Genomic DNA, 19,636 nt, shown 5'->3' with positions numbered 1-19,636 from the left:
CAACGGCTCCGCCAGCGACTCCCCCAGCGCCCAGCCGATCACCGATTCCGCGACCGCGTGCAGCTGATGTCGGTGTGCTGGGAAACCTCGTAGCCCCGGACGCAGGCCCCGGTGCCGAGGAACCGGGTCCTGCCGCGTCGTCACCACCGCGGGCCCGGCGGCCGGCCGGCAGGCACGTCTCAGCCGGGCGCGTCCACCGGCCAGCCGAGGCTCGTACGGGCATGGTGCACCGCCTCGTCGGCGCTCAGCCTGGTGCCTTGCTCGAACGCCTCGGCGAACGCGGCGCCGTCACCCAGGGCAGCTCGCGCCGCCGTCATGACGCGGTCGACGTCGCCGCGTTCGGCCGCGGGGAGGGGAGCCCCCACCCCGCGACGCGCCGCGTCCGCCGCGCCCAGCAGCAGCGCGGAGCAGGCGGCGGCGCGCTCGTGGGAGTGCAGGACCGCCACGCCTGCGAGACCCTCGAGGGACAGGGCCAGGGCGCGCGGTTCGCCCAGTGAGCGGGCTACTTCCAGACCGCGCAGGTGATGGGCGAGGGCTCGCTCGGGGTCGCCGCGGAGTTCGGCGACGAAGCCGAGTTCGGCGCAGAGCAGATGGTCGCCCGCCTGGGACGACACCTGGGCGTAGCCGTCGCGGATCACCAGCAGGTGCGCCTCGGCGGCGTCCAGGTCGCCGGAGCGGCGCGCGCCGAGCGCGAGACCCATCTCGGAGTGGATCTCACCGTATGTGTAGCCCTGTTCCGCAGCGCTGCGGCGGGCCCGCTCGTGCAGATCGCGGGCCCGGTCCCAGTCGCGGGCGAGCAGCGCGAGCCGGCCCAGCCCCGAGAGCCGCGCCGAGACCTCCGCCGCAAGACCCAACTCCTGCGCCATGCGCAGCCCTTCGTGCTGGCGGCGGGCCGCTTCCTGGTACTCGCCCCTGATCTCCGCGAGCGCGGCGAGTGGCGACACGGTCTGCAACTCGCCCCATCGGTCGCCCAGTTCGCGGAAGAGCGCGGCACTGCGCAGTCCGTCGCGGCCGAGCCCGGCGAGATCGCCGCGGACCAGCGCGAGCGTCGCCCGCAGCCCGAGGGCGGCGGCGGTGCCCCATCGATCGCCCGCCGCGCAGAACAGGGCGAGCGCCTGAGCATTCAGTTCACTTCCGTGATCGGCGGCGCCCGCGCTGAACAGGCCGTACGCGCACAGCCACAGGGCGCGGGCACGGCGCACCGGGTCACAGATGGCGTCGGCGGCGGCCCATGCGTCGGCGGCCGAAGCGGCGTGGTCGCCGGTGAGCAGCGCGAACGCGGCATGCAACAGGGCGAGTTCCGTTGTGGCGGTGGCGTCGCCGTCGGCAGCTGCGGTGGCCGTGAGGACGGCCGACAGGCTGCGGCGCGCCTCGGAGAGGCGACCGCGCGGAAGCCACCACCAGGACAAGGCGGTGGCGAGCCGCAGGGCTTCGTCCGCTTCTCCCGCGCCGGCCCGGCGCACCGCCTCGTCGAGCGCCGCACGCAGATTGCCGGCCTCGGCGTCCAGACGGGCCAGCCAGGGCCGCTGTCCGGCGCCGCGCAGTTGCGGCTCGGCCTGTTCGGCCAGAGCCAGGTAGTGGCGCAGATGCCGGTCGCGTACGTCGGTGAGGTCCTCCATCTCGTGCAGCCGCTCCGTCGCGTACGCGGCGACGGACTCCAGCAGCCGGTAACGGGGCCCGGCGGGCCCGTCCACCATGACCACGAGGGACCGGTCGACGAGCCGTGTCACCAGGTCGAGCACATCCTCCCGGGCGACGCCGTCCCCCGCGCACACTGCCTCGGCGGCGGCCAGATCGCAGCCGTCGCTGTGCACGGCGAGGCGGCGCAGGACGATGCGCTCGGGGGCGCTGAGCAGCTCCCAGCTCCAGTCGATCACCGCCCGCAGCGTCTGCTGGCGGGCGGGGGCGCCGCGCTGCCCGGAGGTCAGGAGCTGGAACCGGCATCCGAGCCGGGCCGCCAACTCCCGCACGCCCAGGCCCCGTACCCGGGTGGCCGCGAGCTCCAGGGCGAGGGGGATGCCGTCGAGGCGACGGCAGATCTCGGCGACGGCGGCACGGTCGGACGCGGTGGCCCTGTCCGGGTCGAGCGGAAACCCGGGGGCGGACGCGGCGGCGCGCTGCGTGAACAGCTTTACGGCGTCGGCGGTCGGGAGGGGTTCGGCCAGGAACACGGCCTCGGCCGCCAGTCCGAACGGCTCCTGGCTCGTCGCCAGCACGCGCAGGCCGGGGGCGGTGCGCAGGAGCGACTCGACGAGGTCGGCGGCGGCGTCGACGACGTGTTCGCAGTTGTCCAGGACGAGCAGCGTACGGCGGTCCCGCAGGGCGGTGGCGAGACGGTGCACGGGTGACGGTCCGCCGGTGGCCGCGCCGGCGCCGGGTCCCGGCGCGGAGGACGGGGCGTCCCCGATGCCCAGCACGGTGGCGACGACCTGCGCCAGGTCGGTGGCGGTGCCGGCGCGGACTCCGGCGAACTCCACGAGCCAGATCCCGTCGGGCCGACCATCGGCCGCCGCTCCATCCTCCGCCGCTTCCGCCGCCGCCAAGGCCAGGCGGGTCTTGCCGACGCCGCCGGGGCCGGTGACGGTCACCAGCCGAGCGGTGCCCAGGAGCCGGGACAGGTCGGCGAGGGCCCGGCCGCGGCCGACGAGCGGGGTGAGCGCGACGGGCAGGTTCGAGTGAACACCCGTGGCGGACGGGTCCGCGGGCGCGACCGGCAGGCGTCGCCCGGGGTGAACGGGCTCCGCGGCGTTCGAGCGGAGAGGTGTGCCGACCGCACCGTGTCCGCGGCCCGCTTCGTCGGCCGCCGCCACCGCGGGGATCAGCACCGGGTCCTGGCGGAGCACCGCCTGGTGCAGGGCGCCGAGTTCGGGGCTGGGGTCGACGCCCAGCTCCTCGGCGAGACGGGACCTCAGGTCCTCGTACGAGGCGAGGGCCTCGCTCTGCCGCCCCGTCAGGTAGAGCGCCCGCATCTGCGCGGCGCGCAGCCGCTCCCTCAGCGGATGCTGCGCCACGAGGCCGCCGAGTTCTCCGGCGAGCAGGGCGTGGTCTCCCGCCGCCAGACGTGCCTCCGCCTGCTCCTCCGACACGGACAGCCGCTGCTCCGCGAGACGCTGCGCGGGCCCCCGCACGAACTCCTCGTCCACGAAGTCCGCGTACGCGGGGCCCCGCCAGAGGCCGAGCGCCTCGGTGAGCAGCGCCGCCCGCGCCGCCGGGTCCGCCAGGGGACGGGCCTCGGCCACGAGGGCGTGGAAGCGGACGGCGTCCACCTCGTCGTCGTCGAGCCGCAGCCGGTAGCCCGGGGGCTGCCGCACCACCCGGTCGCGGCCGAGGACCCTGCGCAGTTGCGAAACCTTGGCCTGGAGGGCTCCCGCCGGTCTGCCGGGCGGTTCGTCGCCCCACAGGTCGTGGATGAGGCGGTCCACGGAGACCGGCTCCCCCTCGTGCGCGAGCAGGTCCGCGAGCAACGCCCGGACCTTGATCTCGGGAACCCTGACCGTCCCACCCTCGTCGTCCCACACCACCAGTGGCCCGAGCACCCCAAACCGCATGTGGGTCACCGTACATGGCGCCGGGTTCCGTCCGGGGACCGCTGGTCGCCGCACACTTCCCCGCCGCCGCCCGAGGGCGGCCGCAGCGGACCGTCAGCCGTTCCGAAGGTTCCCCGAAGCGCCTTCGGCGACAGTCGTCGACGAGTGACAGCGCGCACTCTGCGGCAACGCACCTGCGGGAGGGAACGGCGGACATGACCAGGTACGCGGGCAAGAAGGCTCTGGTGGTCGGTGAGGCCACCGGCATCGCCCTTGCCATCGCCAAGCGTCTCGTGGAAGGCGGTGCGGCGGTCCTGCTGACCGCCCGCACCCCGCAGCAGCGCCTTCGGGCGGGCGCCGAGCTGGGCTCCGCCGCACGCGTCGTCGAACCGGCCGCCGTCGGGACCGGCCCGGACCACGAGAGCGACGTCGACCTCCTCTTCGTCGACTCCGTGCCGACGGCGCGGCCGTTGCTGCCGCGTCTGCGGGACGGGGGCGCGGTGGTCCTCACCGCCTCCGCTCCCTCGGCCGCCGCGGTGCAGGCGCTGGCCGCCGAGCTCGTCGCCCGCGGCATCCGTGTCAACGCCGTCGCCCCGGGGTGTATCGAGGGGCCCGGCGGCGCCGGGTCCCTGCCCCCGTTGGGCCGGTTGGGAGCCGCCGAGGAGGTGGCCCGCGCCGCACTCTTCCTCGCCACGGAAGCGACCTTCACGACCGGCGCCCGGCTGCCTGTCGACGGTGGGCTCAGCCGGCCGTGACGGACGCCCGGCCCGGCCGAGCCCACGCCCGAGGACCGGAGCCCGGATGCCGCCGTCCCGGAACGCCCCCTGAGCCCCATGCCCCTGACCACTCCTGAACGTCCCCGAAGGTCCTGAGAAGATCCGGAGCACACCACATGAGCACCGCACCCGACACCGCGGCAGCCTCCGCCGCGGCACCGCGAGCCAGGGGCGGAGGCGAGGAGCAGCAGAAACTCCCGCTTCTCGCCCTGCTCGCCCTCGCCACCGCCGTATTCATCACCAGCCTCACCGAGACGCTGCCCGCGGGACTGCTCCCCGCGATGAGCGACGACCTTCAGGTGAGCGAGTCCGCGACCGGGCAGACGGTCACGATCTACGCGATCGGCACCGCCCTCACGGCGATCCCGCTGACCGCGGCCACCGCGGGATGGCGGCGCAAGCGACTGCTGCTGTCCTCCATGGCGGGCTTCGCCGTCGCCAACACCGTCACGGCCGTGTCGTCCGTCTACGGGCTGACGATGGTGGCGCGGTTCGTCGCGGGTGTCGCGGCCGGTCTGGCGTGGGCGCTGCTGGCCGGGTACGCCCGGCGTATGGCGCCCGTACACCTCCAGGGCAAGGCCATCGCCATCGCCATGGCGGGGATTCCCGTCGCGCTCTCCCTCGGCGTACCCGCCGGAACCTTCCTCGGCGAGGCGCTGGGCTGGCGTGTGGCGTTCCTCGCGATGACGGCGCTCACCGTGCTGCTTCTGCTGTGGATCACGGCGTCCGTGCCGGACTACCCCGGGCAGGGACGCGGCGAGCGGCCGAAGATGCTGCGGACCCTGCGCATCCCAGGCGTGACCCCGGTCCTGTTCGTCACCCTCGTGTTCGTCCTGGCCCACACCATCCTGTACGCCTACATCGCCACGTTCCTCGACGACCTGGGCATGGGCGACGACACGGACCTGGTGCTCCTCGCCTTCGGCGCCGCGTCGCTGGCGAGCATCTGGATCGTCGGCGCCCAGATCCACCACCGGCTGCGACAGCTCACCGTCGCCAGCGCGCTGTCGGTCGCGGTGGCCGCCGCGCTACTGGCCGTCCTCGCCGACAACACCGGCCTCGTGTACTTCGCGTGCGTCCTGTGGGGCCTGGGCTGGGGCGGCGTGCCCACCCTCTTGCAGACCGCGGTCGGCGAGGCGGGCGGTGAGTCGGCGGACGCGGCCCAGGCGATGCTCGTCACGCTCTGGAACGTCGCCATGGCGGCCGGCGGTGTCATCGGCGGCGTCTTGCTCGACCTGAGCGGCAGCGACTCCTTCCCCTGGACCGTGCTGCTGCTCCTGCTGCCCGTACTCGGAGTCGTCCTGTTCGCCCGCAGTCACGGTTTCCCCGCGAAGCAGCCGGCACCTTAGGCCGCCGCGGGAGGGCGAGCCGGCTCCGGTCCGGCCCGACCCCTCCGGTCCGTCCACTCGCCCGGCCGGCCCGTTGCACGCGCTCGGCCCGGCCTGTCCCCTCCTGATCCGGCCTTCCGCCCGGATTCCCGTGACGGCCGCCGAAGGTACGTCCCCCGGCCTTCGGCGGCCACTCGCGCGCCGCCTCGCGCCTTTGCGCATCAGGGGTCGCGAAGTCGTCTCCGCATTCGATCGGGAAGCGTTCATAAACTTTTGACAATTACCGGGCAAGGGCAGGACGCTCGTCCCGTAGGGTCAGAGTGCCCGCACTCGTCCCCGTCGCATCACGCACCATTCGCCCGGTCCGCGTTTCCACTGTTCAGGCCGCGAAGTTACAAAGTAAACGACCGCTCCACACATTTGCCGACCTGGACGGTATTTTTGTGCCTCGTACGGATGTGCCATGCACCCACTGGGTGTAAGCGATTCGATTACGAGGGGGACAGCACCAGATGTCGTCGAGCGAGGCATACACGGCCGCGCCGGTCAATGGAACTGACATCCAGACATTCGTGGATGAGATTTTCAGCCCGTTTCACCGGGCCGAGCAACGCCGTTGGGCCCAGGCATATCTCTGGGCCCTCGCCCATCTCTCCGGCAGGAAGACCCCGCAGAACATGGCGCGGGCGGCGGCGTTACCCACGGCCGCGGCGCACGGACTGCGCCAGTTCGTCACCGCCAGCCCGTGGGACTGGGAGCCGGTACGCCACAGACTCGCCCTGCGGGTCACCGCGAACGCGGCGCCGTACGCCTGGACCGTAGCCGAACTCGTCATCCCCAAGCGCGGCGAGCACTCGGTGGGCGTGCACCGCCGCCGGGACGCGACCACCGGGCGCACCCTCAACTGCCAGCGGGCGATGGGCCTGTTCCTCTCCACGGACACCCACGCGTTCCCCGTCGACTGGAGCCTCGTGCTCGGCGGACCCTGGGGCTCGGACCCGGAGCGCAGACGCCGTGCGCGCATACCGGAGACGGAGACCGGACAACCCGCGGGCGCCCACGTCCTCGACTTCGCCGCGGACGTGGCGGCGCGGCCCCGGCTGCCCCGCGCCCCCTGGGTCCTCGACCTGACGCGATCCGACGAAGCGGGCGGATTACTCGCCGGGCTCGCCCGGCAACGTCTCGACGTGGTGTGCGAGGTCGACGCGGACCAGCTCGTCCTCGCCGGCCGGCGCGCGCCCCTCGTGAGCACCGTCGGCGAGTTGATGAACGTGCGGCACGCCCGGCAGACGCACGTGATGATCCGGCAGACCGCGGACGGCGGCGCGAAGGCGGCGCCGGTCCACACCTACGCCACCACCGTACGGCTGCCGATGCTCGGCGCGCGCGACGAGCTCGACTCCCCCAGGTACCGCATCCTGGAGCGGCCCGCCCCGGACGGCCGGCAGCGCACCCGGTACTGGATCACCACGCTCACCTCGACGAGGGTGGACGAGGTGCTGCGGCTCGTACGTGGCCACATCGCCGCCCGGGCGACCGTCGACGCCCTGCAGAAACGCTACGGCGTCCTCGACTTCGAGGGCCGTTCCTTCCCCGGCTGGCACCGCCACATGACCATGGCGTCGGCCGCGTACGTCTACCAGCACCTCCCCGGCGCCCCCGGCACCGCCTCCGCGGCACCGGCCGAACTCACCGAGGCCGCGAGCTGACGGGAAGCCGAAGAGGAGAGGGGTGGAACAGATGACCGACGTGCTCGTGGTGGAGCGGAACGCCTCCACCGCCGCGACCATGGTGGGTGCTCTGCGCCGGCAGGGATACACCGCCCGCAGCGTCGACACGGGGGCGCGCGCGCTGTCGGCGTGCCGCGACACCGACCTGGTGCTGCTCTCGCTGGAGCTGCCCGACATCGACGGAGTGGAGCTGTGCCGGTCCCTGCGGGCCGGCAGCGACACCCCCGTGATCGCCGTCACCGATCTCGACGACGAACTGGAACGCGTCCTCGCCCTGCGAGCGGGAGCGGACGACTGCGTGGTCAAGACCTGGGGATTCCGGGAGATCGGGGCCCGTATCGAGGCGGTGCTGCGGCGCTCCCGCCCGAGATCCGGCCTCCCGGACAGCATCACACTGCGCCCGCTGCACATCGATCCGCGGACCCGGGAAGTGCGCCTGCACGACAGGCTCGTCGATGTCACCTCGAAGGAATTCGAGCTGCTGTACGCCCTGGCGGCCGATCCGGAGACCGTCGTGACCCGCAAGGAGCTGATGGCGAGGGTCTGGGGAAACACTTGGGTGCACACGAGTCGCACCATCGACACGCATGTGAGCAGCCTGCGGGCGAAACTCGGCTCCAGCGGTTGGATCATCACCGTGCGAGGGGTCGGCTATCGGCTGGGCTACGCCTGGTCCGTGCCCGAGCCGTCCGCCGGCTGACACGTCCGCCGACGGCAGGCCCCGGGGAGCGCCACCGAGGCGCTCACCGCGCCCCGGGGCCCGCCCGGCGGACCGCACGGACGGCCGGGACCTCACGCGGCCCCGCGCTCCAGGCGCCGTAGCAGCGGATGCGTCTCCTCGGCGCCGCCGCCCACCGCACGCCGCGCCCACCAGGCCGAAGCGAGATTCGAGGTCAGCAGCGTGCGGTGCGGTTGCTCCCGGGCGAGCTCGGTGAGGGCGGCGAGGGTACCCATGCCGGTACCGGTGAACAGCACGGCGGTGTCGTCGGGGAGCCCGTGCTCGCGTATACGCCGCAGGATCGCCCCGGTGCTGACCTCGTAGGGGTCGTAGTGCTCGCCCCCGGCGGGATCGGTGGCCGCCGGTACCAGCAGCAGGCCGTCGACCGTGAGGCCGGCCCGCTCCCAGAAGGCCAGGGACGTGTCACTGAGCCATGGCTGGTACGGGGAGACGAGCGTCAGACGGGTCACCCCGAGTGCCTCGCACACGGCCAGGATGGCCTGCGTCGACGACTGCACGGGAAAGCCCGCGCGCGCGGACAGCTCGGCGCAGTAGGCGCGATCGCCCTCGGGGTCGAGCAGATAGTGCGACGCGCTGCACGCCACCACGGCGGCGTCCAGGCGCATGCCGCCGAAGTTGCCGAGGGTCTCGGGAAGCACCTCGTTGTACAGGTCCAGCATCTCCCGGAGCCCGATTCCGGGAGTCACCGGGAAACGGGACGTGTACACATTCATGCCGGAGCCGACAAGGCTGTTGAACTCCGGTTCGGCAGTCGGGTTCTCCGGCGGGACGACGACCCCCAGCCGGGGCAGCGAGAAGAGATCCATGGCCGCACAGTAGAACGCCGGTCGGGGCAATGGCGGTTCGGGCCCGCCGAATTGTCGTACACCGCACGCGGCATTTGCACTTGCTTTCCCTCCTGACAGTCCCTGACATTCCCCCACAGAGACCTGACACAAAAGATCTTGCCCTTCCCTGCCGTGCGGCGGAGGCTTGGCAGCAGCACCAGACCGGCCATTCCGAAATAAGGAGCGAAGGAAATGGCAGCAGCAGGAAATCCCGAGATATCGCCGGAGCTGCCCCACATATCCGACGCGACCCTGCGGGACTCGGCCCACATGGCGGGCGTCGAGTTCGGTCCCGAGGACGCGGCGGTCATCGCGGACCTCCTGGTGCGCACCGGCGTCGAGTTGGTCGAGGTGGGCATGGTGTCCGGACCGGACGCCAAGGACGCGGACCTCGTCCTCGCCACCCACGAGGCGGTCGGTCCCGAGCGCAGCATGACGCTCGTCGTCGTCCGGGACCGCCGGCAGGTCGCGCAGGCCCTGGACGAGGCGGAACGCCTGGGGGTGCGACACGTCATGTACTCCATCCCCACCTCCGAGCAGCACGCCCGGCTGAAACTCGGCTCGCCCAGTGCCAAGTTCCTCCAGACACTGGCCCGTTCGGCCATCACGCAGGCCAAGGAGCGCGGCTTCCACGTCACCTTCAGCGGCGAGGACGGCGCCCGCACCCCTCGCGAGCGGCTCGTGCCCTACGTCGCCGCGGGCTTCGAGGCGGGAGCGGACCGGTTCCGGCTCGCGGAGACCGTCGCCTATCTTTCGCCGTGGCAGATGGAGAAGGTGATCGCGGACCTCACCGCGATCGACGGCTCCGAGATCGAGATCCACTCGCACAACATGCTGGGCATGGCCGTCGCCAACTCCCTCGCCGCCGTCCGCGCGGGCGCGCGGTGGGTCTCCGCGACCGTCGGGGGTATCGGCGAACGCGGTGGCAACGCCCCACTGGCCGAGCTGCTGACCTCGCTGCGCGTCATCCATGGGGACACCCGCTTCGATCTGACCCACCTCACCGAGCTGTCGCGCGTCGCGCTCGAAGGGGCCGGACTCGGCGACGCCTTCCAGTCGGGGCCGACCACACCGCACGCCTTCGCCTACGAGCTGCCCGGCCAGCTCAGCCATCCGGAGGCGTACGAGACACTGCCCGCCGAACTGGTCGGGAACAGCCGTGAGTTGCTGGTGCGAACGCGACTCACCCCCGCCCTCGTCAAGTGGGCCCTCGCCGACTCGGGCGTCTCGGTCGACATCGACGCCTTCACGGCCTGGCTCGGCCGACAGCAGGAGCGTCAGGGCCGTCCGCTGCTCGACCGGGACGCGATCCGCAAGGCCGCCATCGACTTCAGGCCCGCCTGAACCCCCTCTCCGGGAGCCGGGTCCGCGTCCCGCCCGGGCCGCCCGGCCCCGCCTCCACCACCGACCCGTCACACGAACAACGGAGTTGACCCATGCCCAGCGCGACCCTCACCGGCACCTGCCCCGAGTGCGAGACCGGCCTGACCGTGCCGCCCGTCCTCCAGGGCGAGACCCTGTCCTGCCCCGAATGCATCCTCACGCTCCGCGTCGAGGACATCAAGGACGGCCGACTGACACTTCAGATGGTCGAGGTGCAGCTCCGTGACTGGGGGCAGTGACATGGGCAGCACGGTGGCCGTCGTCGCGGACCGGATCAGCTGGGAGGAACGCCGGCTGATCGAGGCCGCCCCGGCCTTCGGCCTGCGCCTCGACTGGGTCAACGACGAGTCCCTCGGTCTGGGCGGGCCCGACGCGCCGTCCCTCCTCGGCTACGACGCATTGCTGGTGCGAAGTCGCAGCTACACCCGCGGAGGGCTGATCGCCACCCTCGCGGAGGCGGCCGGAGTGCCCGCCCTGAACACCGCCCGGGCGATCCACGCCTGTGAGAACAAGGCCGTCCTGCGCGCGCTGCTGCGCACCGCGGGCGTACCGGTGCCGGACTTCCGGCTGGTCCTCTCCCGCAAGGACTTCCAGCAGGCACTCGACGAGCTGCCCCTGCCGCTGGTCCTCAAGCCCGTCTTCGGCGGCATGGGCAAGCGGGTCACCCTCATCCGGCACGCCGACACCGCCCAGTCCGTGTACGACTACGTCGAGGACCTCGGACACGCCTTCGAGCAGGCGTGCCTGGTGGAGCCGTACCTGGGCGGCACGTCCGTGCGCTGCCTCGTGGTCGGACGCGAGCTGGTCGCCGCCGCGGAGTTCGAGAGCGGCGGCGCCGACTGGCGCAACAACGCGGCTCTCGGCAACAGCAGCCGCGCCGTCGCCCACGACCCCGACGTACTGAAGATCATCGACCAGGTCGTGTCCGAACTCGGCCCCGGCATCTACGGGGTCGACCTCTTCCACTCCCCCGACGGGCCCGTCGTCAACGAGGTCAACCACGCTCCCGGCTTCCGGGCCGTGGCCTCGGCGACCGGCGCGGACATCCCGTCGGCCATCGGCCGCTACGTGCAGGAGCTGCTCGCATGATCCGCGCAGGAGTCGTGGGCGCCTCGGGGCTCGCCGGCGGCGAACTCATCAGGCTGATCACCCAACATCCGGACCTGGAGCTGACCTTCCTGGGCGGCTCCTCCCACATCGGCAGACGCCCGGCCGAACTTCACCCGAATCTGCGCATCGACCACGGCCTGACCGTGCGGCCCGTCACCGAGGACATCGCCGCCGAGTGCGACGTCGTCTTCCTGGCCACCCCGGCGCCGGTCTCGGCGGAGCTGGCCGGACTGCTCGCCGACCGGGTCCCGGCCGTCGTGGACCTCAGCGGCGCCTTCCGGATCCGCACCCCCGAGCTGCACGACCGCTGGTACCCGAAGGTGAAACGGCGTACCGACCTCGCGGACCGATTCGTGTACGGCGTACCCGAACTGATCGGCGACCAGCTGGCGGACGCCGCGCTGATCTCGCTGCCCGGCTGCTACGCAACCGCGATCACCCTCGGGCTCGCCCCGCTCACCCTCGGCCTCGGCCTGGAGCTGCGGACCGTGGTGGTCGACGGCAAGAGCGGCTCCAGCGGCGGCGGCCTCCAGCTGCGCACCGCCGACCTGCACCCCTTCCGCAGCGGGGCCATCGCCCCGTACGCCCCCACCGGGCACCGGCACGCCGCCGAGGTGGGTGACTTCCTCAGGCGCGCCAAGCCGGGCACCCTCGGCTCCCTGAGCATGTCCGCGTACGGCGTGTCCCACGTGCGCGGTCTGCTCACCAGCTCCTACGTGTTCACCGACCAGAGCGTCGACCAGCGTGAACTGCAACGGGCGTATCTGCGCTTCTACAAGGGACACCCCTTCGTGCGGGTGCGGCGGCACGCCGAGACGATGATCCCGGTGCCCGACCCGCAGGCCGTCCTCGGCTCCAACTTCTGCGACGTGACCGTCCTGCTCGACGAGGACCAGGGCGCGGGCGGCCGCATCGTCGTACTCGCCGCCCTCGACAACCTCGTCAAGGGTGCCGCCGGCCAGGCCGTGCAGGTCGTGAACAGGCGGTTCGGACTGCCCGAGGAGACGGGCCTGACGATGCAGCCGGTGATGCCCGCGTGAGCCGGCCGGACCACCGCCCGCCGACCGTGGTGAAGCTCGGCGGCAGCTGCCTCGACGACCTCGACGGCGCGTGGTGGGACGACCTCGCCCGGCACGGCCAGGACCGTCCGCTGATCCTCGTGCACGGCTGGTCCAAGCCGCTGAAGAGGCTCAGCCCCCGCTACAGCGAGCCGTCGGCGGTGCTGCGCGACCGGTACGGCAACCAGAGCCGCTGGACCACGCCCGAGGTCATCGCCGACATCAAGACCGTCAGCGCCGAGCTGGCCGAGGACGTCCTCGGCCGACTGGAACGGCGCGGCGTCGCCGCGGAACGGCTGCTCGGCAGCGACGGCCTGGTCAGCGCCGGCGACGGCGAGCGCTGGTGGTGGCGGGACAAACAGCTCGTCGAGCTGGAGAACCTGGTGGGTCCCATCACCGGCGTGGACCCGGCGCCGCTGAAGAACCTGGAACCCCGCCACGCCTACCTCGTCACCCCTCTGGCCCGCAACGCAGCGGGCCAGGAGGTGAACACCGACGCCGACCGGGCCGCCGCCGCCGTCGCCGGCGCCACCGGCGCGACCGACCTCGTCCTCGTCACGGACGTCGCCCACCTGCTGATCGACGGGGAGCCGGTGCGCCGCATCACCGAGAAGGCGGCCGCCAGATTCCGTGACAAGGGCGCCACCGGCGGCATGCGCAAGAAGCTGCGGGCCGCGGGCGAGGCACTCGGGCACGGCGTACAGCGGGTCGTCATCGGCAGCGCACCCGTCACCGACCTGCTCGCCGCCCGCACCGGCACCGTCATCACGCGAATCTGAGGAGCGAACACGTGGCGCAACCCCGGGTACTGGTCGTCAACAACGGAACCCTGTCCCTGAAACAACTCCGCGGGAGGTTCGAGGAGTTGGGCTCGGCGACCGATACGGTCGACGCGGCCTCCGTGCCCGCCCGGCTCGACGGCCGCTACCAGGCGATCGTCCTCAGCGGCACCAAGGTGCGGGCCTACGATCGCGACCACTACCGGCCCCTCATCGACCTCGTGACAAGCACCGACGTCCCCGTCTTCGGAATCTGCGGCGGTATGCAGATCCTCGCGGTCTCGGCCGGCGGCCGCCTCGTGGAGGGGCCGCAGCGCGTCGGCGGTCACGAGGCGCAGGTCGACAAGGAAGAGCCGCTCTTCACCCACGTGAAGCCGACGGTGACGGTCTTCCACCGGCACACCCTCTACCTCCAGGAGGCCCCGGCGGGCTTCCGCTCCATCGGCCGCTCCGAGCACGCGCCCGTGGAGTTCCTGCGCTCCGACGACGGACGGATCTTCGGTTCCCAGGCCCACCTGGAGTTCCGCAGCGACGGCCTGGAGATCCTGCGGGGCTTCGCGCAGCTCTACCGGTGACGGCCGCCGCGCGCGGACGCAGCGTCCGCTCTCTTCCCCCCTCACACCCTCTACGTACGAAGGACTTGGCCATGAGTGTGCCGGAAAACGACCAGGAACCCGCGTTCACCGTCCACCTCAACGGCAGCGGTGGCGACGTCAGGGGCTGGGTGGTCGTCGACAGCCTCGTCGACGGTCTGGGCATGGGCGGCGTGCGGATGACGCCCGGGGTCACCGAGGAGGAAGTGGCGGGCCTGGCCCGCGACATGACCGACAAGTTCACGCTCGCGGGCCTGCGCATCGGCGGCGCCAAGGGCGGCATCGTCTCCGACGGCAGTAACCGCGAGCAGACGTTCCGCGTCTTCGGCCGCACCGTCAAACCGCTGCTGCACGGCGGCATCCACCTCGGCATCGACATGGGCGTCACCCCCGCCGACCGGGCCGTCTTCTTCGACGAGGCCGGCTACGACCCGCGCTACCGGCTCGGCGCCCCCGACATGCCGATCGACTGGCGCACCTACTACGAGCCCCTGATCGACGTCACGGGGCACGGAGTCGGAGTCGCGGCGGTCACCGCCCTCGAGGCGAGCGGCCGTACGGAGCCGGCCCGGGTCGTGGTGCAGGGCTTCGGCGCGGTGGGCCGCTCGGTCGCCCGGTTCCTGGAGGACCGCGGGCACCTCGTCGTGGCCGTGGCCGACGTGCGGGGCACCATCAGCGCGGACCGGCTGCCGGTGGCCGACCTGATCGCCGTCACCGACGAGTTCGGGGAGATAGACCGGTCCCGGCTGCCCGGGCACGTCACCGTCTCCGGCGAACCGGACGCCTGGCTCGACGTCGACGCCGACCTGCTGGTCCTCGCCGCGCAGAAGCACGCCCTCACCGCCGAGAACACGCACCGGCTGCGGCCGGGACTGGTGGTCGAGGGCGCGAACCTCGCCTCCAGCCCAGCGGCACGGGAGAAGGTGGCCGCCTCAGGCGCCGCGCTGGTCCCCGGCGTGATCGCCAACATCGGCGGAGCCGGGGCAGCCGCCCTGGCCGTCACCCGGGTCGTCCCCTTCGACCTCCCGGCGGACGCCCGCAAGGAGTGGGTGTTCGACTGGGTGGGCGACCGGGTACGGCAGAACACCCGCGATCTGCTCGACATCGCCTCCGCCCGGGCCGGCGACCCGTTGCCCGAGCTGCTCGAGGCCCGCCGGAAGGACCGCCGATGAGCGCGACGACCGGGACGTCCGGGCGGGCGGCGGGTACCGAGACCGAGACCTTCGCAGGCGGTTCAACCGGCCGGGCTCCCAAGGTAGTCACTACCGCCAGGACATCCGAGGCGGCTACGGCGGCCGGCACTGCCCGGGCTTCCACGACGGGTACGGCCGCCGGGCCCCCCGAGACGGCCGCGACCACCGGGACCGCCGGGACGTCGGCGACCGGACGCACCGTACCGGCAGGCGCGTCGAGCGGGGAGCGGGGAGCGGACTACCGTCGCCACGGCTGGTGGCGGGAGGAGACCTTCCTCGACGATCTGCGCCGGCACGCGCGTGAGCACCCGCGTCGGCTCGCCGTCGCGGGGCGCCGCGTCGCCGAGTCCCGCACCGACACGCTCGACTACGCCGAACTGGCCCGGCTCACCGACCGGTTCGCCCTCGCCCTGCTCGAACTCGGCGTACGTCGGGGTGACTTCGTGGCCGTGCAGCTCCCCAACCGCTGGGAGATGGTGCCGCTGATCTTCGCCTGCATGCGCGTCGGCGCCGTCATCTGCCCGATCTCTCCCATCTGCCCGGAGGACGAGCTGCGGCACCGACTCGGCCTCACCGAGGCCAAGGTGTGCGTCACTCTCCCGCAGTGGGCGGGCACACCGTTGGCGGACATCGTCACGCGGTTGCGGGACGAACTCCCCGCTCTCGAGCACGTGATGGTGGTCGACGGCCCGGTGCCCGAGGGCGCGCGCTCCTTCGCCGACCACTTCGTGGCCGTCGAACGGGAACAGCGTCCGGATGCCGGCGACCTCGAGAGCCCGAGCGGCCTGGACGGCCTGGCACTGACGGCCGACGAACCGTTCGTGGTCCTGTTCACCTCCGGCACCACCGGCGCCTCCAAGGGCGTCCTGCACAGTCAGAACACGGTCCACTCCGCCGTACGCGGATATGTCGACGCCTTCGGGCCCGGCGACGACTGGGTGGCCGCCGTGTCCACGCCGCTCGTCCACTACTCGGGCTTCGCCCAGGGCGTCCTCGGAAGCGTGCTGCTCGGTGGCACCGTCGCCTTCCAGGACGAACGCAGGAACGAGGCGCTGCTCGACCTGGTGGAGCGCTACGGCGCCACGCTCCTGTACGGGCCACCGGCGACGCTCGTGGACGTGACCGCGTCACAGCGCGCCGATCGACGCGACACGAGCACCCTGCGCCATGTGGTGATCGGTTCGGCGCAGGTCCTCCGGGAACTGGCCGACGACGTCCACGAGTCGCTCGGCGCACGCACCTACTCGCTCTGGGGCATGTCCGAGAACGGCCCGGTGACCATGACCCGGCCGACGGACCCCACGGACTGGGCGGCCCACAGCAACGGCAGCGCCATCGACGCCATGGAGCTGCGCATCGACCCGTCCGACATCGGCGACGGCGGACGCGACGTGGTGGGCCGCCTCAGAGTGCGCGGCGCGTCGCTCGCGCTCGGCTACCACCGCCGCGAGGACGCGTTCGAGGCGGAACTCGACGCGGACGGCTGGTTCGACACCGGCGACCTCGCCCGGGACGACGGCCGCGGCGGCATCCGCATCATCGGCCGGGCACGTGACGCCATCCTCCGCGACGGCCTGGTCGCTCCCGTGACGGAGCTGGAGTCGGTCATCGCCGGCCACCCGCAGGTCGTCGAGGCGGCACTGGTGGGCCTGCCGTCCGCGCGGACGGCAGCGGCGGCGGGAGCCGAGACCGGAACCGGGGACCGAGTCGAAGACATCTGTGCCGTCGTGGTGCCCAACGGCGCCACGGGCCCGTCACTCGACGAAGTCCGCGCCCACGTCAGGAAAGCGGGCCACGACTCACGCTTCCTGCCGGACCGCGTCGAGCTGTTGCCCGCCCTGCCCAAGACCCTGACCGGCAAAGTCCGCAAGGCGGAGCTGCGCCGGCGATACACGCCGGCCTGAGCTGCCCCCGTCCCGGCCCGTCACCTCAGCTCTCCCCGGCTCGCCCCGTCCCGGCCCGTCACCTCGGCGCTTGCCGACTCGCCCCCTTTCCCTCGCCCCGATCTCCCGCCCCGATCTCCCGTCCCGATCTCCCGTCCCGATCTCCCGTCCCGATCTCCCGTCCCGATCGCCGTCCGGGCGCGTCACCCGCCCTGCCCGGGCCATCCCCCAGCTCCCCCGCCCCGATTTCCTCGACCCCCTCCGGGGCCCGCGACTCGCGAAACCCGTCGCTCCCCCCCCACCCGGTCCGTCCCGCCCGCCCGGTCACGTCCCTCGTCCGTTGGAGCGCCCATGTCCACACCCGCACCCGTCTCCATGTCGGCGACCCTCGCCGCCGACGAGGTCCTGGCCCGCAGACGACGGGCCGGGGAGCGGGTCCTGGCGATGACGAGCGGGGAGATCGGTCTGCCCGTCCACCCCGCGTTGCGCGAACGGCTCGCCGCCGCGGCCGACGAGAACGCGTACGGTCCCGTCGCCGGAAGCCCGGCACTGCGCGCCGCGGCCGCCGGGTACTGGCAGCGACGCGGCCTCGGCGTCGAACCGGGGCTCGTCGTGGCCGGGCCGGGCAGCAAGGCCCTTCTGTTCGCCCTGTTCCTCGCCATCGGAGGGGACGTGGTCGTGCCCGTGCCGAGCTGGGTCAGCTACGCGGCGCAGGCCCGGCTCGTGGGAGCCCGTCCCGTCCCCGTGCCGATCCTGCCGGGCCAGGGCGGGGTGCCCGACCCGGAGCGGCTGCGCGAAGCGGTCACCGTGGCGCGCGCGGCCGGGCGGAACCCGCGCTCCGTCGTGGTCACGGTGCCGGACAACCCGACCGGCACCGTCGCGGCACCCGACACCGTGCGGCGATTCGCGGCCGTGGCCCGCGAACTGGACCTGGTCGTCGTCTCCGACGAGATCTACTGCGACCTGGTGTACGACACCTCCGGGCCCGCCGTTTCCCCGGCGGTGCACGCGCCCGAGCGCACCGTGGTCACGACCGGGCTCACCAAGAACCTGGCACTCGGCGGCTGGCGCACCGGCGTGGCGCGGTTGCCCGACAGTGACATCGGGCGAGCGCTGCACACCCGCCTCGTCTCCGTCGCCAGCCAGATCTGGTCCAGCCCGCCGGCGCCCGTGCAGGTCGCGGCCGCATACGCGTTCGGCGAGCCGCCGGAGATCACCGAACACATCGCGCGAAGCCGCCGGCTGCACGAGGCGGTGGTGCGCGCGGTCGCCGACCGCTTCACCGGAGCGGGAGCGGCCCTGCACCCCGTGAGCGCCACCTGCTACCTCTACCCGGACTTCGAGCCCCTGCGCGCTCACCTGGCGGAGCGGCACGGCGTGCGCGACGGCAGCGGCCTGGCCCACCTCCTCCTCGAACGCCACGGAGTCGGCGTCCTGCCGGCCGACGCGTTCGGGGAGCCCCGGAGCAGTCTGCGGATCCGCGCGGCGACCAGCCGTCTCTACGGCGACTCGGACGAGCGGCGCACGACCGCCCTGGCAGCGCCGGACCCGCTCGAACTGCCGTGGATCCGCGAGGCGGTCGAACGGATCGGCGAGGTGCTGTCCGGCCTCACGAACTCGACGGCTCGCGTTCCCGCCCGTGTACCGGAGCCCTGACCGTCGACGGCCCCGACCCGGCAACACCCCCCCGACGCCCGACAACGCCCAAGGAGTTCCCATGTCCCAGTCCCTTCCTCCCGTCCTGTTCGAGGCCGTCCACAGGGGCGGCCGCTACGTCGGTTTCGGCAGGCCCGAGCCCAGCGCGCCGCAGACCCTGTACCGGGTGGCCGACGGGCAGCTCGCCGCCGCGTTCATCGCCGCCGACGGCTCGCAGACCGCCCTGAGGGCCGCCGTCACCGAGGGCGCGGAGACGATCACCGTCGCGGCCGGGGACCCGGAGCTGCGCCTGTTGCCGCCGCTGCTGCCGACGGTCACGGGCAACGCCCTGCTGAGCGGGTTCATGGGCACGCACAAGAAGAAGTGGGGTGGCCAGAGCGCTCCGGTGGACGGCGAGTTCACGCCGCCCAAGTGGTTCTTCAAGGGGTTCGGCGACTGGGTGCGGCTGCCGGGCGAGACACTGGACGTCCCCGCCCGTCCCGTCGCTCTCATCGAGGAGCCGGAGGTCGCCCTCGTCTACGTCAACGATGCCGACGGCCGACCGCACTACGCGGGTTACACCTTCGGCAACGACCTCTGCGACATCGGCCTGCACCGTCAGGACCCCGGCTACAACCCGTACTGCAAGCTGTGCGACACCGCTCTCACGCCCTGGCTGTTCCTCGGCGCACCGCCGCGCACGGTGACGGGTCGGGTGACCATCGTGCGGGACGGCGCGACGGCCTGGGAAGGCAGTTTCGACTGCGGCGGCGACGCCCTGTACTACCGGGTGCAGGACATGGTGGACCACCTGTTCTCGTTCCCGGCGGTACGCCGGCCCGGCCTGGTCAACTACGTCCTTCTGGGCGCCGACGAGGCCAGCTTCCACGACGGGTTCCGCATCGCCGACGGCGACCGCGTGGCCATCGACGTGAAGAGCCACGGCGTGGCCTTCGAGAACGCGGTGCGATACGTCTCAGTGGCATGAACGGCTCATGAAAACCGGCGTCCGGGCCTGTGCACGCGCGCACCGGCCCGTGCACGCTCTTGGAAACCTCTCGGAGAAGGAGATGGC

At 72.7% G+C, this 19,636-nt stretch carries 16 protein-coding genes; 14 read left to right on the top strand and 2 right to left on the bottom strand.

Features of this window, described 5'->3' with window-relative positions; genetic code table 11:
* Positions 1–179 precede the first annotated feature (179 nt).
* Positions 180–3,548: an AfsR/SARP family transcriptional regulator gene (locus tag QF030_RS38020; RefSeq protein ID WP_307167111.1), complete on the bottom strand. Its 3,369-nt coding sequence runs from the start codon at positions 3,546–3,548 to the stop codon at positions 180–182.
* A gap of 194 nt (positions 3,549–3,742) precedes the next feature.
* Between QF030_RS38020 and QF030_RS38015 the strand changes: the two genes are divergently transcribed.
* From QF030_RS38015 to QF030_RS38000, 4 genes are all read left to right on the top strand, one after another.
* The gene (locus QF030_RS38015) at positions 3,743–4,282 is read left to right on the top strand and encodes an SDR family oxidoreductase (protein ID WP_307167110.1); all 540 of its coding nucleotides are present in this window, start codon (positions 3,743–3,745) and stop codon (positions 4,280–4,282) included.
* A gap of 137 nt (positions 4,283–4,419) precedes the next feature.
* Complete coding sequence (locus tag QF030_RS38010) at positions 4,420–5,652, top strand: MFS transporter (RefSeq protein WP_307167109.1); 1,233 nt, start codon at positions 4,420–4,422, stop codon at positions 5,650–5,652.
* Between the two features lie 491 nt (positions 5,653–6,143).
* Positions 6,144–7,340 (top strand): IS701 family transposase, encoded by a 1,197-nt coding sequence (locus QF030_RS38005; protein WP_444875795.1) that lies wholly within the window; start codon positions 6,144–6,146, stop codon positions 7,338–7,340.
* Positions 7,341–7,371: 31 nt separating this feature from the next.
* Positions 7,372–8,061, top strand: a complete 690-nt coding sequence (locus QF030_RS38000) for a response regulator transcription factor (RefSeq protein ID WP_307167837.1) — start codon at positions 7,372–7,374, stop codon at positions 8,059–8,061.
* Positions 8,062–8,153: 92 nt separating this feature from the next.
* Here the strand turns inward: QF030_RS38000 and QF030_RS37995 are convergent, their stop codons facing one another.
* Positions 8,154–8,906, bottom strand: coding sequence for a maleate cis-trans isomerase family protein (locus QF030_RS37995; protein ID WP_307167107.1), 753 nt, complete (start codon positions 8,904–8,906; stop codon positions 8,154–8,156).
* Positions 8,907–9,119: 213 nt separating this feature from the next.
* Between QF030_RS37995 and QF030_RS37990 the strand changes: the two genes are divergently transcribed.
* The 10 genes from QF030_RS37990 to QF030_RS37945 all read left to right on the top strand — a co-directional run bounded on the left by QF030_RS37990 (position 9,120) and on the right by QF030_RS37945 (position 19,549).
* A complete protein-coding gene (locus tag QF030_RS37990; protein WP_307167106.1) occupies positions 9,120–10,271 on the top strand; it encodes a LeuA family protein in 1,152 nt (383 codons plus the stop codon).
* Positions 10,272–10,363: 92 nt separating this feature from the next.
* Entirely contained in the window at positions 10,364–10,549 is a 186-nt protein-coding gene (locus tag QF030_RS37985) for a lysine biosynthesis protein LysW (protein WP_307167105.1), read from the top strand.
* A gap of 1 nt (position 10,550) precedes the next feature.
* Positions 10,551–11,399 carry an ATP-grasp domain-containing protein gene (locus QF030_RS37980; protein ID WP_307167836.1) on the top strand — a complete coding sequence of 283 codons (849 nt, stop codon included), beginning with the start codon at positions 10,551–10,553 and terminating at the stop codon, positions 11,397–11,399.
* Positions 11,396–12,460: an N-acetyl-gamma-glutamyl-phosphate reductase gene (gene argC / locus QF030_RS37975; RefSeq protein ID WP_307167104.1), complete on the top strand. Its 1,065-nt coding sequence runs from the start codon at positions 11,396–11,398 to the stop codon at positions 12,458–12,460. The genes QF030_RS37980 and argC overlap by 4 nt, the downstream gene beginning before the upstream one ends.
* A complete protein-coding gene (locus QF030_RS37970; RefSeq protein ID WP_307167103.1) occupies positions 12,457–13,257 on the top strand; it encodes an amino acid kinase family protein in 801 nt (266 codons plus the stop codon). Before argC ends, QF030_RS37970 begins: the two co-directional genes overlap by 4 nt.
* A gap of 11 nt (positions 13,258–13,268) precedes the next feature.
* A complete protein-coding gene (locus QF030_RS37965; RefSeq protein ID WP_307167102.1) occupies positions 13,269–13,832 on the top strand; it encodes a type 1 glutamine amidotransferase in 564 nt (187 codons plus the stop codon).
* A gap of 71 nt (positions 13,833–13,903) precedes the next feature.
* A complete protein-coding gene (locus QF030_RS37960) occupies positions 13,904–15,022 on the top strand; it encodes a Glu/Leu/Phe/Val dehydrogenase dimerization domain-containing protein (RefSeq protein ID WP_307167101.1) in 1,119 nt (372 codons plus the stop codon).
* A complete protein-coding gene (locus tag QF030_RS37955; RefSeq protein ID WP_307167100.1) occupies positions 15,019–16,947 on the top strand; it encodes an AMP-binding protein in 1,929 nt (642 codons plus the stop codon). Before QF030_RS37960 ends, QF030_RS37955 begins: the two co-directional genes overlap by 4 nt.
* A 330-nt stretch (positions 16,948–17,277) precedes the next feature.
* On the top strand, positions 17,278–18,582 hold the full coding sequence (locus QF030_RS37950) for a pyridoxal phosphate-dependent aminotransferase (protein ID WP_307167099.1): 1,305 nt from the start codon (positions 17,278–17,280) through the stop codon (positions 18,580–18,582).
* Between the two features lie 61 nt (positions 18,583–18,643).
* Positions 18,644–19,549 (top strand): fumarylacetoacetate (FAA) hydrolase, encoded by a 906-nt coding sequence (locus QF030_RS37945; protein ID WP_307167098.1) that lies wholly within the window; start codon positions 18,644–18,646, stop codon positions 19,547–19,549.
* Positions 19,550–19,636: the final 87 nt, after the last annotated feature.

Origin of the sequence: Streptomyces rishiriensis (genome assembly GCF_030815485.1) — a bacterium.
In the GTDB taxonomy this organism is placed as follows: domain Bacteria; phylum Actinomycetota; class Actinomycetes; order Streptomycetales; family Streptomycetaceae; genus Streptomyces; species Streptomyces rishiriensis_A.
Note: the sequence above shows the minus strand (reverse complement) of the source record. Positions and strands in the feature narration are given on the sequence as shown.